The following is a 13,219-nucleotide window of genomic DNA, read 5'->3' as shown; positions in this document are numbered from 1 at the left end:
TGTCGCTCCTCAGTGATGCGGGGTCTTGCCGAGGCGCGGCTTGAGTTCTTTTAGATATTCGCTGAAGGCCGGTCCGAGGCGCGGGTTGCGCAGGGCGAATTCGACCGTGGCGACCAAAAAGCCGAGTTTGTCGCCCGCGTCGTGGCGGGACCCCTTGACCTCGACGGCGTACATCGGCGAGTGGACGGCGAGGGTCCGGAGTGCGTCCGTCAACTGGATCTCGCCGTTCTTGCCCGGCTTGGTGTCCCGCAAGATGGGAAAGATGGACGGCGGGAGCACGTAGCGCCCGATCACCGCATAGTTCGAGGGCGCATCCACGCGGGCCGGCTTTTCCACGATCGACTCCACCCGGAACAGGCCGGGCTTGAGCGCCTTAGGCTTGATGATCCCATACCGGTTGACCTCGCTGTCCGGGACTTCCTGGACGCCGACGACCCCGCCCTTCTTGCTGTGATAGACCTCGATCAGCTGCGCCAATCCGGGGACCGGCGCGTCGATGATCTCGTCGCCCAGTATCACCGCGAACGGCTCGTCGCCGATCAGATGTTGCGCGCAGAGCACGGCATGGCCCAACCCGCGGGCCTCCGGCTGGCGGACGTAACAAAAATTTGCGAGCTGGGAGATGCCCTCGACTTCCTTGAGCAGATCGAGCTTGCCGTTGGAGCGCAGGTTTTCTTCCAACTCGAACGACCGGTCGAAATGGTCCTCGATCGCCCGCTTCCCCCGGCCGGTGATGATGATGATGTCTTCAATGCCGGAGGCGACGGCCTCCTCCACGGCATATTGAATCAACGGCTTGTCGACAAGCGACAGCATCTCCTTGGGAGAGGCCTTGGTGGCGGGGAGAAAGCGGGTGCCCAACCCCGCGGCTGGGAATACGGCTTTGCGAACCTTCATGGGGTATTGAGATGGCCGAGATGAGAAACCGGCGGACATTCTGGATAGTATGTGATGGGGTACGCGAAGTCAAGGAAGTGACCGCTTCGCGCGGACGCGGGCCGCGCCGTGGGCGAGGAAACTCGCTTTACATTGTCCGCAGCGAAAATTATAATTCGTCGATTTTCTTCGACACTCCTCCTTTCGGTCCGGTCCGACGGCGGAACGGACCGGTTCAGATGGGCCTCGGCAGCCTGTAAGTCGAAAGAATCCCCTGCGACAGGCGGTGGAGGAAGTGGCACAAGGCTCTCGCGCCGCCGCGCGGCGAGACTTGCAGATCAAGTCTGGTGGACCAGTGGGGCGCCTACGAAGGGCACCGGTGAGTGATTCGCGCACGTCTTGCCTTGCTTTGGATAGGGCTGATCGGGCTGTTGATGGCGGGTCTCGCGGTCGTGGCGGCCGCGCAGGAGGCCGTCCAGAAGGTCACGTCCGTCGTCATTCGAGGCAACAGCCGGATTGAAACGTCGGCCATCCAGGGCCGCCTGACGCTCAAGGCCGGGGATCCTTACACGCCCGACGCGGTGCGGAAGCAGATGCGTCTGCTTTATGAGACCGGCTTCTTCGAGGACGTCCAATCGGAAGTCGAAGCGGTGCCGGACGGCATGGCGGTGTCCTTCATCGTCAAGGAGAAGCCCTTCATCACGGAGATCCTGTTCGACGGCAACGAGGAACTCAGCGAGGACAAGCTCAAGGAGAAAATCACCATCCGCGGCCAGACCTTTCTTGATCCGCAACTGGTCAAGGAAAGCGCGGAGAAGATCCGAGGCGCCTATCAGGAGGACGGATATTACAACGTCGAGGTCGTGCCGATCATTCAGACGCTGGATGAGGACCGCAAGCGGCTGACTTTCTATATCCGCGAAGGCGAGCGCGCCCGGATCAAGACCGTGAATTTCGAGGGGATGAAGTCGGTCACGAAGAAGGAGCTGTTGTCCGTCATGGCGACCCGGGAATGGGTGCCGTGGTATGCGCTCTTGACCCGGTTCACGATTCCCTCGGTGTTCTCCGACGCCGGCCTGCTCAAACGGGAGGAAGTGCCGAACGATCTCGAGCGGATCCGGGAAGTCTATATGAACAAGGGCTACCTCAATATGCAGGTGGGGTTGCCGACGATCGAATTGACGGAGGACCGAAAGTGGTTCATCGTGACCTTCGCCATTGTCGAAGGGGAGCCGTTCACCGTCAGCCAGGTGGGCTTCCGCGGCAACACGGTGTTCGAGGAGCCGGAGCTCCGCGAGGGCATGAAGATCTACGAAGGCGAGATCTTTCAGCGCGCCAAGATCCGCGACGAGGTCACCCGCTTGACGGACAAATACGGCGCCAAGGGCTACGCGTTCACCGACGTGAATCCGAACGTAACGCCCAACCAGGACGACAAGACCGCCTCCATCATTTTCAACATCAAGGAGGGCGAGCTTACCCGCATCCGGCAGATCCGAATCTCGGGCAACGACAAGACGCGGGACAACGTCATCCGGCGGGAATTGCGCGTGAACGAGTCCGACGTGATCGACACCGTGTCCTTGAAACGGAGCTTCCAGCGGCTGAACAATTTGAATTTCTTCGAAACCGTCGAAATTCTCCCCAAACAGGTGGAGAGCGACAAGGTCGATCTGGACGTCAAGGTCAAGGAAAAATCCACCGGCATGTTCAGCATCGGCGGCGGCTTCAGCACGTTGGACAAGCTGGTGGCGGTCGCCGACATTACGGAGGGCAACCTGGGCGGGTATGGCTATTTGGGCCGGATCCGGGGACAGCTCGGCCAGCGCCGAAGCCTCGGCTTGATCAGCTTCCGCAACCCCTACGTCAACGATTCGCTCACGTCGATGCAGCTCGACATCTACAGCACGTTTACGAATTATCTGACGTACTTCGAGGAAAAGCAGGGGGTGAGCGGGACGTTCGGCCGGTGGTTCTCCGAGTATATCTTCGGGAGCATCACGCCGTTCGCCGAGCAGCTCAACTACCGGGACGCGACCATCGACGCGCCCGAGTTCATCACCCAGCAGCTTGGACGGCAGACCACGACGGGTTTTCGAACGCTCCTGTCGCGGGACACGCGGGATTACTATCTGGACCCTCGGACGGGTCTCCGGACGGCCGTGGGATTCGACCTCGGTACCCCCTATCTCGGCGGGTCCAACGATTTTTACAAATACTATTTCGACGTCATCAAATATACCCCGCTGTTCTTCGACACGCGGTTCGCCGTGCGTGGACGGTATGGAGTGGTCGAAGGACGGCACGGGAAGCCGATCCCGCTGACCGAGCGGTTTTTCGTCGGCGGCATCAACACCATGCGCGGATTCGTCTTCGGCCGGGCGGGACCGGTGACGCCGAGCGGCTCCCTGCTCGGCGCGGCGAAGGAGCTCATCTTCAACTTCGACTTCATCTTCCCGATCTCGACCGAGGCCAAGCTGAACGGCGTGATCTTCTTCGATTACGGAAAGGGGTTCGATGAGAATGAGCCGGTCAATTTCAATTTGCGGAGTTCGGCCGGGTTGGAAGTCCGGTGGATTTCTCCCTTCGGTCCCCTCCGGGCGGCCTACGGGATCAATTTGGACCCCAACCCGAACGAGCGGAAGGGCGTGTTCGAATTTACGGTCGGATCGTTGTTCTAGAGCAAACGGTCGGGCGGTCTCCGCCCGCGTGAACCGGCGCCCCGGCTGCCGACTCTGCTGCGTATGGTGGGAAACATGACGTCTCGAGGCGGAATGCGGCGGCTGTGGCCGGTCGGAGCCCTCTTGTTGTTGGCCGGGTGCGCGGCGGCGCCCGCGCAGTCGGACCTGCGCATCGGCGTGATCGATGCGCAACGGGTACTCAACGAGAGCAATCCCGGCAAGAAAGCCAAAGACACCATGGCGACCTTCACCAAGAACCGGCAGGCGCTCATTGAGCTGGAAGAGCGGGAACTCCGGCGCATGGAGGAGGACTTCGTCAAGCAGGGGAGCGTCCTCAGCGCCAACGCCAAGCGCGAGCGCGAAGAGCAGTTCCGGCGCCGGATGGCCGAGTACCAGCAGAAGGCCGCGGAGTTGAATCGCGAAGTGCAGGAGAAACAGAAGGAAGTGCTGGACGGGTTTCACGAGAAGATGGAGCGCGTGGTCTCGAACCTGGCGAAGCAGTTGAACCTCCTGCTGGTGCTGGAACGGGGCCGCGGAGGGCCGACGGTCTACAGCGACAGCACGTTGGATCTCTCCAATCGGGTGATCGACGAATTGAACAAGGAATAGGGGCGACGATGACAGCGGACCAATCATCCCATGGGCTTGTTCGGCGGAAGTGGGTGGCGGCGGGAGCGGGCGTGCTCGCGGTCGTCGGGGCGATGCTGTGTTGGACGGCCGGCGCCATGGGGGCGGAGTCGTTTTCGGTCGCCGTCGTCAATCAGCAGACCGTCATGGATAAATCCAAGACCGGGCAGCGCGCGATCGAGGAGCTGAAGACCTTCTCCGCAACCAGACAGAAAATCGTCAGCTCGGACGAGGAGGAGCTCAAGGAATTGGAGAAAGTCCTGCAGGACGGAACCTTAAAGGACGAGCAGAAACAGGAGAAACAAAACCTCTTTCGCGCGAAGCTGGATGCGTACCAACGCCGCGTGCAGGATTTCAACCGGGAGATCCAGCAGAAGCAGAAAGAGCTGTTCGAGCAGTATTCGAAAAAGATCTCCGAGGCGGCGCTGAAAGTGGCGCAGCGCCGCGGGTTTGCCGCCGTCCTGGATACGGGCACGGAAGCCAGCGTGAAAATCGTCATTTACGCCAATCGGTCGGTCGATATCACGGATGAGGTCATCAAGGAGTTTGACCGTCAATTCAAGCCGTAGCCACGAGCGGCAGGCGCCGGGCCGCGATGCGGCCCAGGCGTTGCGACGGAGGAGGGGCGAGATCCATGCCGGAGCTGGACATCGGTGACATCCTGCAGTTGTTGCCACATCGCTATCCATTCCTGCTGGTCGATCGGATCAGGGAATGGGAGTCGGGGCAGCGCATCGTCGGCATCAAAAACGTGACCGCCAACGAGCCCTTCTTCCAGGGCCATTTCCCAGGCCGCCCCATCATGCCGGGCGTTCTGATCCTGGAGGCCATGGCTCAGGTCGGCGGCGTGCTGGCCTTCAAGTCGGCGCCGGCGACGGGCAAGCCGGTCGTCTATTTGACGGGGGTCGATCAGGCCAAATTTCGGAGGCCGGTGATTCCCGGGGACCAGTTGCGGTTCGAGATTGACGTGATCAAGCGCCGCCAGCCGTTTTGGAAGATGCAGGGACGCGCGTTCGTGGAGACCAATCTCGTCTGTGAAGCGGAAATTACGGCGATGGTGACGGACGAAAAAGCGGAAGACGTGAATCGTTAATCGTGAACGTGAAACGTAATATGCAAGATTGGCGCAAACAAGACGGTGAACGAACGACGGGTAACGATTAACGGGAGGAACGCGAGTGGAGATTCATCCAACGGCGGTTGTGCACCCGAAGGCCGAACTGGCGGACGATGTCGTCATCGGCCCCTATTGCGTCGTCGGCGAACATGTCAGCATCGGACGAGGCACGAAACTCGTGTCGCACGTGTCCGTGGACGGGTGGACGGAGATCGGCGAGCGATGCCACCTGTATCCGTTCGCCTCGGTCGGAGGCCCGCCCCAGCACCTCCACTACAAGGGGGAGCCCACCAAGGTGGTCATCGGCAACGATAATATCCTGCGGGAGTACGTGACCGTGAACCGCGCCACGGTGCAGGGCGGCGGGGTGACCAGGCTCGGACACCACAACTTCCTGATGGCCTACGTGCACGTGGCCCACGATTGCCATCTCGGCAATCACCTGATCATGGCGAACTGCGCCAATCTGGCCGGGCACATCACGATCGGCGATCATGCGATCATCGGCGGCTTGACCGGCATCCATCAATTCGTCCGCGTGGGGGCCTATGCGATGGTCGGAGGCTGTTGCGGCCTCACGCAGGATGTCGCCCCCTTCACGAGAGCGGCGGGCGGATACCGGGCCCGCATGTACGGCATCAACTACATCGGGCTCAAGCGGCAGGGGTTTACCAACGACCAACTGGCCGTGCTCAAGCGGGCCTATGATCTGCTGTTCCGGTCCGGCCACCGGTTGGCCGAATCCGTCAAGCTCGCGCGCAAGGAATTCGCGAACCACAAACACGTGATGGAGATGACGGACTTCGTGGACGGCACGAAGCGCGGGCTCTGCGCGTCCGTCGGGCGCGACGAAGAAACGGATGAGTGACATGAGCCGCGAGGCTGGGTCCGCGACCGAGGCGCGGCGCATCGGGTTGATCGCCGGCAACGGGCGCTTTCCGGTGATCTTCGCCGACAACGCCCGTCGGTTGGGCTATCAGGTCTACGCGGTCGCGCATGTCGGCGAAACGGAGCCGGAGCTGGCCGACCATGTCGATCGCATCCACTGGATCAAAATCGGCCAACTCAACAAGCTGGTTCAGGCGTTGAAGAGCGAGGGCGTGACGGAAGCGGTCATGCTCGGGGGAGTGAAGAAGACCCACGTCTTCACGACCGTGCGGCCGGACTTCCGCACGTTGGCCATGGCCGCCCGCCTGGCGATCTGGCGGGACGACGACATCCTGCGCGAGTTCGCCGCCGAGCTGGAGCGCGAAGGGATCATGATCCGGGAGTCCACCTTCGGCCTGGAAGGCGTGTTGGTGGAGGAGGGCGTCCTCTCCAGCCGGAAGCCGACCGACAAGGAATGGGAGGACATTCGATACGGTTGGGAGGTGGCGCGCGACATCGGCCGCCTCGACATCGGCCAATGCGTGGTGGTTAAGGACCGTGTTGTCGTGGCGGTGGAAGCCGTCGAGGGAACGGACGGGGCCATTCGACGGGGTGGCGAGCTGGCCGCGGGCGGGGCGGTGGTCGTCAAGCGAAGCAAGCCGCAGCAGGACCTGCGCTTCGACCTTCCGGCCGTGGGGCCGCGCACCATCGAGGTGATGCGGTCGGTCAAGGCGAACGTGTTGGCGCTCGAAGCGGGGCGCAGCGTGCTGTTGGACCGGGCAGAGATGCTCCAGGCGGCCAACCGCGCGGGTATCGCCATTGTGGGACTGCGCGGGGACGTTCATCGTTAAACGTTATTCGTTAACCGAGAAGATACTCTATAAGACAAGCTTCGCCTTCACGGTTCACGGTTGACGCTTCACGATTAACGGAGTCTATGCCAAAGATACGCACTGGAGTCATCGGGGTCGGGCATCTGGGACAGCACCATGCGCGGCTCTACGCCGCTCTCCCGGAGTCGCAACTGGTCGGCCTGTTCGATGCCGATCCGGAACGGGCGCGACTGATTGCGGAGCGTCACGGCGGCCTGGTTTTCTCCCGGCTGGATGAGCTGATCGACTCCGTCCAGGCGGTCAGCGTCGCGGTGCCCACCACCGCCCATTATGAGGTGACCAAACGCTGCCTCGACCGCGGCCGGCATGTCTTGGTCGAAAAGCCGATCGCGGCCCGCCTGGCAGAGGCCCGGGAGTTGGTACGGCTTGCGGCGGAGCGCGGCTGCATCCTGCAGGTCGGTCACAGCGAGCGGTTCAATCCTGTCATGCTCGCCGCGCGGCCCCACATCGATGCCCCGTCGTTCATCGAGTGTCACCGGCTCAGCTCCTTCGGAGAACGGGGCACCGATGTGGACGTCATCCTCGATCTCATGATTCACGACCTCGACATGGTCCTCTCTTTCAATCCCGGCCCGGTGGAAGAGGTGCGCGCCGCCGGCGTGCCGGTGCTGTCGTCCCATGTCGATATTGCGAATGCGCGCATTCAATTCGGCGGCGGGTGCGTGGCCAACCTCACGTCGAGCCGCGTCTCGATGAACCGCATGCGGCGCCTGCGCGTGTTTCAACGGGACCGGTATGTCTCGGTGGATTATCAGACCAGGCATGCGGTGGTGTACCGGCGGCGGACGGATCAGGGCGCGAAGCCCCAACTCGACATGGAACAGCTCGTCGGCTCCGATGAGGAACCGCTCAAGCTTCAATTGCAGTCGTTTCTCGCCTCCGTCATGACCGGCGCGCCGGCCGCCGTGTCCGGAGAGGCGGGCACCGCCGCGCTGGCCCTCGCCTATCAGGTCCGGGAGGCGATCGACTCGTTCTTGCGCCGTCAGCAGCAGGCATCTCCGTCCGGCAGCGCGTCGCGCGGAGCGGACGCGTAGGACTGAGGAACTTCGTCAGGAACGGGTCCGAACCATCGAATGGCCTCGCGGATGGCCCCGATCGCATGTCTCGACTCTTCATCGTGACAGGAGAAGCGTCCGGCGACGCGCACGGCGCGAATCTGGCCAAGGCCCTGCGCGCGTTGCGGCCCGATTCCGAATTGGTCGGGGTGGGCGGGCATCGCATGGCCGAGGCCGGCGTCGAGCTGGTCACGGGACTCAAGCGGCTGGACCATATGGGCCTGCCAGGACCTTCCGTGCTCCTCGGCGCCTACCACAACTACCGACGGCTTGCCGGCATCTTGAACAGGACCCGGTTCGACGCGGTCGTCTTCATCGACCATCCGGGATTGAATCTCCGGCTCGCCCGCGTCGCCAAGGCGGCGGGCCAGCGGGTGGTCTATTACATCGCGCCGCAGATCTGGGCCTGGGCGCCGGGCCGGATCACGCTGATTCGGCAGGTGGTCGATCAGATGCTGGTCATCCTGCCGTTCGAGCAGGCGCTGTATCAGCAGGCCGGTGTCCCCTGCGAATTCGTGGGCCATCCCTTGCTCGATCAGGTGGCGCCTTCATACAATCCACTGGAGCTCCGGCACCGGTTCGGCCTGGAGGGAGGAGGCCCGGTCATCGGCCTGCTGCCGGGAAGCCGCGAATCGGAGATTCGCTCGCTGTTGCCGATCCTGCTTGAAGCCGCGACCCTCATACTCAAACAGGAGCCGTCGGCCCGGTTCGTCCTGGCTCAAGCCGGGTCCGTTTCCGACGAGCTGCTGGCCTCGCAGCTTCAGGGTCGGGAGGTCCCGGTGACCGTGGTGAAGGATCAGGCGAGTGAAGTCATGGCCTGCGCGGACGTCCTCTTGGTGGCGTCCGGGACCGCGACGCTCCAGGCCGCGATCGTCGGGACCCCGATGGTGCTCCTCTATACGACCGCCTGGCTGACCTATTGGATCGTCCGGCTCAAGATTCTTGTACAATGGATCGGCCTGGTCAATATCGTGGCGGGCCGGAGCGTTGTGCCCGAGTTGATCCAACAGGAAGCGACCCCCGATCGTGTGAGCAAGGAGGCGATGAAGCTCTTGCGAGATCCGGAGGCGGCCATGGCGATGAAGGAGGCATTGCGCGAAGTTCGTGAATCCCTCGGCAAGCCCGGGGCCTCATCTCGCGCCGCCGAGGCGATTCTGAAGGTGTGTCGGGCATGACCCTGTACCTCCGGTTGCTGAAATATCTGGGCTCGTACCGGATCAGGCTGGCGGGGGCGATCGTCTGCGCGGCCATGGTGGCGGCTCTTTCGGGCGTCTACGCCTGGCTGGTTCGTCCCGTCTTGGACGGGATTTTCATCAGCAAGGATTCGACGCTGCTGATGGTATTGCCGCTCGCCATCCTGGCGGTGGCCGTGCTGAAAGGCCTGTTCAACTACGGGCAAAACTATCTGATGAACTATGTCGGCTTCCGGGTCGTGACCGATATCCGGCAGCAGCTCTTCGAGCAGATGGTCCGATTACCCGTGTCGTTTCACGACGCCAACAATTCCGGCCGGCTGGTGTCCCGCGTCGTCAACGATGTGATCCTGATGTCGAACGCGGTGTCCGGCGTCCTCAAGGACATCTTCCAGCAGGGACTCACGCTCGTCGTGATGCTCGGCGTCGTGTTCTATCAAAACTGGAAACTGGCCACGATCTCCCTGCTTGTGATTCCCTTCTCGATCTATACGATGACCAGCATGGGGCGGCGGCTGCGCAAGCTCGCAAGCTTCGGCCAGGAACGGATCGGGGACATGGCCTCGACGATTCAGGAGACCTTGGGGGCCATCCGCGTCGTCAAAGCCTTCAACCGGGAGCAGGTGGAGCGCGAGCGCTTTCGAACGCATAACCGGGCGGTGCTGGAAAACCTGATGAAATCCATCCAGGTGTCGTCCCTGGGCTCCTCGCACATGGAGGTGATCGGCGTGATCGGCATTGCCGGGATCATCTGGTACGGCGGGTTTCTGGTCATCCAGGGAGACATGACGCCGGGATCATTCTTCTCGTTCTTGACCGCCATGTTCATGGCCTATACCCCGATCCGCCGGCTCTCCGGAGCCAACAACACGATTCAACAGGCGGTCGCGGCGGCGGAGCGGGTGTTCATGGTATTGGATCTTGACGACGAGCACAAGGTGGATCGGGGCACGTTGACGCTGGAACCGGGCCCCCAGTCCATCGAGTTCCGACGGGTCACCTTTCGATATCCGGGCCATGCCATCGCCGCGCTGGAAGAGATCGACCTGCACGTGGCGGCCGGGGAGGTCGTGGCCCTGGTCGGAAGCAGCGGCAGCGGAAAAACCACCTTGATCAGCCTGGTGCCCCGTTTTTACGCCCCGACCTCCGGGACGGTCCTGATCAACGGACAGGACATCGCCTCCTATACGTTGCGATCGTTGAGGAGCCAGATCGGCATCGTCTCGCAGGAAGTGGTGCTGTTCGACGACACGATCCGCAACAACATCGCCTACAGCCGGGACGGAGCCTCCGAAGAAGAGGTGATGCGCGCGGCCCATGCCGCCCACGCCCATGAGTTCATCTCGAAGCTGCCGCAGGGGTATCAGACTATCGTCGGGGAACGAGGCCTCAAGCTGTCGGGAGGGGAGCGCCAGCGCCTGGCCATCGCCCGCGCGATCCTGAAGGACCCGCCCATTTTGATCCTGGACGAAGCCACGTCGGCCCTGGATTCAGAATCTGAACGAATGGTTCAATTGGCGCTCTCGAACCTCATGAAAAACAGGACGACGTTGGTCATCGCCCACCGGCTGTCGACGATCCAGAAGGCCGACCGGATCGTGGTCATGAGCCGGGGCCGGATCGTGGAATCGGGCACGCACGAGCAGCTTCTGGCCCATAACGGCACCTATCGCCGGTTGCACAGCATGCAATTCCAGGATGCCGACGTCATACGCTGATCGTGAAGCGGTATTCGTTCACCGCGCATGTTCGGGAGGCGAGGTCTTGCGAGTCACGAATCACGGCGCACGTTGAACGAGATGGTGAACTGGATCAAACTGTCGCTCGTGCCGCCTGTCGGCGCCTTCATCATCCGGCTGCTCGGGGCGCTGATTCGGTGGGACCGAATCGGCGATGAGGTCATGCGCGAATATTACGCCGGCGGGCGGGGGATGATCTTCGCCTTTTGGCACAGCCGGCAGTTGATGATGCCGCTGGCCTATCGGGGGCGCCGGATCCATGTGTTGATCAGCCGGCACCGGGACGGCGAGATCATTGCCCGGTTGATCGGCCGGTTCGGGTTTCACAGCGTGCGCGGCTCAACCACCCGCGGGGGGATGACGGCGCTCCGCAGCCTGATTCGAGCCGGCGAAGAGGGCGGCGATCTCTGCGTCACGCCCGACGGCCCGAAAGGACCGGCCCAGGTCGCCAAACCGGGCGTCGTGCATCTGGCCAAGGCCACCGGCCTCCCGATCGTGCCGGTGACCTTCGGCTGCTCAAAAAAAAACTCTGCGCGAGCTGGGATCGCTTTCTGATTCCTCTCCCCTTTTCCCGAGGGCTCTTTCTCTGGGGACAGCCGATCCTGGTTTCTCCCGATGCCTCAGATTCGGAGGTGGAGGCCAAACGGCGGGAACTCGAAGCGGCGTTGAACGAGTTGACGGCCCGCGCCGATGCCATGGTCTCCGGCCGTCCGCGCGCCTGAGCGGAAGGGCTGCCTGAGCGAGGGAATTCATCGGACAGGCGGGAGAGGCATCATGCTGGTGGCGTTGTACAACATGCTCTTCCTGTTGGCCTCGCCGGCCATCTTGCTGATCCTCCTGGCCAAACGGCGCTGCCGCCGCGGGTTGCCGTTCCGCCTCGGGTTGAAGTTGCCGGTCTTGCCGGCGGGGAGCACGCCGGGGGCCGGCTCCGTGATCTGGGTCCATGCCGTGTCGTTAGGGGAGGTGGTGGCGGTGACGCCGCTTGTCAAATCGCTGCATGCCCGGTATCCCGGCCGGCCGCTGATCGTCTCGACTATCACCGAAACCGGGCGTGAAGCGGTCGAGCAGCGGCTGGCCGGCATTGCGTCCCATTGTTACGCGCCGTTGGACTACCCCTGGGCCGTGGCCAGGCTGATCGACCATCTGCGGCCGGGCCTGTACCTGTTCGTCGAGACCGAGCTGTGGCCGAATCTCCTGACTTCGCTCGCCGCGCGCGGGGTGCCGACCGTCATGTTGAACGGGCGCATTTCGACCCGCTCGTTTATCAGGCAGCAATGGCCTGTCGTGCGGCAGATCTATCGGTTCATCCTGCGCCGGCTGTCACTGTGCCTGATGCAGTCCGACCGGGATGCGCAACGGATCATCGCCTTGGGCGCGGATCCGGAAAGGGTCCTGCGCACGGGCAACCTCAAGTTCGATCAGCCGCCGGTTTCCCTGCAAGAAGACCGGCTCGCGCCCTTGATCGGCTGGATCTCCCGGCAGTCGCATCCGCCGGTGTTGGTGGCGGGCAGCACGCATCCCGGCGAAGAAGAACTTTTGATCTCGGCCTGTGAACAGATCCGCAAGGAACGACCGCTCGCCCTGATCCTGGCGCCGCGGCACATCGAGCGGACGGAGGAGATCGAACGGATGCTTGTACAACGGGGCTTGCCGTCCATGCGGCGTTCGCGGCTTGCCATGGAAGCGGCTGGCCTCCAGGGAGCCCCGGAACCTTGGGTGCTGCTGCTGGATACGAGGGGCGAATTGGGAGCGGTGTATCACTATGCCGCGATCACCTTCGTGGGCGGGACCCTGGCTCCCGTCGGAGGCCATAATCTGCTGGAACCGGCCGCCTGGGGAAAACCAGTGCTCTTTGGGCCCCACACGGACCACTGCGAGGAGATTGCCGAGCTGTTGGAATCGGCCGGCGGCGGGATCAGGGTGCGGACGGTCGATCAGATGGTTCAAGTCTGCAGGCAGTTGTTGGACAGTCCCGTTGACCTGGATCGAGTCGGGCAGCGGGCCCGGTCCGCCCTCCAGGAGAACCAGGGGGCCTTGGAACGGAGCCTCAACGCGATGGAGGGCTTTCTCGACCGTCGCCCTGTATGGAGCGATGCGATGCCGTCGCCGACCTGCCCGGGCCATGCCGGAAACGGTTCGAGGTAAAAAGCGGTGGGAGCCCCGCAGTCACT

At 62.8% G+C, this 13,219-nt stretch carries 12 protein-coding genes; 11 read left to right on the top strand and 1 reads right to left on the bottom strand.

What is annotated here, in order from left to right:
* Window positions 1-9: 9 nt before the first annotated feature.
* Window positions 10-897 carry a UTP--glucose-1-phosphate uridylyltransferase GalU gene (gene galU, locus QWI75_RS15200; RefSeq protein ID WP_289269433.1) on the bottom strand — a complete coding sequence of 296 codons (888 nt, stop codon included), beginning with the start codon at window positions 895-897 and terminating at the stop codon, window positions 10-12.
* Window positions 898-1,259: 362 nt separating this feature from the next.
* Here galU and bamA point away from each other — a divergent pair, with 362 nt between their 5' ends.
* The 11 genes from bamA (at window position 1,260) to QWI75_RS15145 (ending at window position 13,193) form a co-directional block, all read left to right on the top strand.
* Window positions 1,260-3,557 carry an outer membrane protein assembly factor BamA gene (gene bamA / locus QWI75_RS15195; RefSeq protein ID WP_289269432.1) on the top strand — a complete coding sequence of 766 codons (2,298 nt, stop codon included), beginning with the start codon at window positions 1,260-1,262 and terminating at the stop codon, window positions 3,555-3,557.
* Between the two features lie 75 nt (window positions 3,558-3,632).
* On the top strand, window positions 3,633-4,166 hold the full coding sequence (locus QWI75_RS15190; protein WP_289269431.1) for an OmpH/Skp family outer membrane protein: 534 nt from the start codon (window positions 3,633-3,635) through the stop codon (window positions 4,164-4,166).
* A gap of 8 nt (window positions 4,167-4,174) precedes the next feature.
* Window positions 4,175-4,753 (top strand): OmpH/Skp family outer membrane protein, encoded by a 579-nt coding sequence (locus QWI75_RS15185; protein ID WP_289269430.1) that lies wholly within the window; start codon window positions 4,175-4,177, stop codon window positions 4,751-4,753.
* A gap of 65 nt (window positions 4,754-4,818) precedes the next feature.
* Entirely contained in the window at window positions 4,819-5,277 is a 459-nt protein-coding gene (fabZ, locus tag QWI75_RS15180; protein WP_289269429.1) for a 3-hydroxyacyl-ACP dehydratase FabZ, read from the top strand.
* Window positions 5,278-5,362: 85 nt separating this feature from the next.
* Entirely contained in the window at window positions 5,363-6,169 is an 807-nt protein-coding gene (gene lpxA, locus QWI75_RS15175; protein ID WP_289269428.1) for an acyl-ACP--UDP-N-acetylglucosamine O-acyltransferase, read from the top strand.
* A gap of 1 nt (window position 6,170) precedes the next feature.
* Window positions 6,171-7,019 carry an LpxI family protein gene (locus QWI75_RS15170; RefSeq protein ID WP_289269427.1) on the top strand — a complete coding sequence of 283 codons (849 nt, stop codon included), beginning with the start codon at window positions 6,171-6,173 and terminating at the stop codon, window positions 7,017-7,019.
* Between the two features lie 86 nt (window positions 7,020-7,105).
* A complete protein-coding gene (locus QWI75_RS15165; RefSeq protein ID WP_289269426.1) occupies window positions 7,106-8,095 on the top strand; it encodes a Gfo/Idh/MocA family protein in 990 nt (329 codons plus the stop codon).
* Window positions 8,096-8,160: 65 nt separating this feature from the next.
* Entirely contained in the window at window positions 8,161-9,291 is a 1,131-nt protein-coding gene (gene lpxB / locus QWI75_RS15160; protein ID WP_289269425.1) for a lipid-A-disaccharide synthase, read from the top strand.
* Window positions 9,288-11,027, top strand: coding sequence for a lipid A export permease/ATP-binding protein MsbA (gene msbA, locus QWI75_RS15155; RefSeq protein ID WP_289269424.1), 1,740 nt, complete (start codon window positions 9,288-9,290; stop codon window positions 11,025-11,027). Before lpxB ends, msbA begins: the two co-directional genes overlap by 4 nt.
* 81 nt (window positions 11,028-11,108) lie before the next feature.
* The gene (locus tag QWI75_RS15150; protein WP_289269423.1) at window positions 11,109-11,603 is read left to right on the top strand and encodes a lysophospholipid acyltransferase family protein; all 495 of its coding nucleotides are present in this window, start codon (window positions 11,109-11,111) and stop codon (window positions 11,601-11,603) included.
* A gap of 219 nt (window positions 11,604-11,822) precedes the next feature.
* Window positions 11,823-13,193, top strand: coding sequence for a 3-deoxy-D-manno-octulosonic acid transferase (locus tag QWI75_RS15145; protein ID WP_289269422.1), 1,371 nt, complete (start codon window positions 11,823-11,825; stop codon window positions 13,191-13,193).
* The last annotated feature ends 26 nt before the right edge of the window (window positions 13,194-13,219 follow it).

It is taken from the genome of Nitrospira tepida (assembly GCF_947241125.1).
Taxonomy (GTDB): domain Bacteria; phylum Nitrospirota; class Nitrospiria; order Nitrospirales; family Nitrospiraceae; genus Nitrospira_G; species Nitrospira_G tepida.
Note: the sequence above shows the minus strand (reverse complement) of the source record. Positions and strands in the feature narration are given on the sequence as shown.

Excerpts from the sequence above, each read along its gene's own strand:
- galU (WP_289269433.1), bottom strand. The coding sequence starts at position 897 with ATGAAGGTTCGCAAAGCCGTATTCCCAGCCGCGGGGTTGGGCACCCGC.
- QWI75_RS15190 (WP_289269431.1), top strand. The coding sequence starts at position 3,633 with ATGACGTCTCGAGGCGGAATGCGGCGGCTGTGGCCGGTCGGAGCCCTC.
- QWI75_RS15185 (WP_289269430.1), top strand. The coding sequence starts at position 4,175 with ATGACAGCGGACCAATCATCCCATGGGCTTGTTCGGCGGAAGTGGGTG.
- fabZ (WP_289269429.1), top strand. The coding sequence starts at position 4,819 with ATGCCGGAGCTGGACATCGGTGACATCCTGCAGTTGTTGCCACATCGC.
- QWI75_RS15170 (WP_289269427.1), top strand. The coding sequence starts at position 6,171 with ATGAGCCGCGAGGCTGGGTCCGCGACCGAGGCGCGGCGCATCGGGTTG.
- QWI75_RS15165 (WP_289269426.1), top strand. The coding sequence starts at position 7,106 with ATGCCAAAGATACGCACTGGAGTCATCGGGGTCGGGCATCTGGGACAG.
- lpxB (WP_289269425.1), top strand. The coding sequence starts at position 8,161 with ATGTCTCGACTCTTCATCGTGACAGGAGAAGCGTCCGGCGACGCGCAC.
- msbA (WP_289269424.1), top strand. The coding sequence starts at position 9,288 with ATGACCCTGTACCTCCGGTTGCTGAAATATCTGGGCTCGTACCGGATC.
- QWI75_RS15150 (WP_289269423.1), top strand. The coding sequence starts at position 11,109 with ATGGTGAACTGGATCAAACTGTCGCTCGTGCCGCCTGTCGGCGCCTTC.
- QWI75_RS15145 (WP_289269422.1), top strand. The coding sequence starts at position 11,823 with ATGCTGGTGGCGTTGTACAACATGCTCTTCCTGTTGGCCTCGCCGGCC.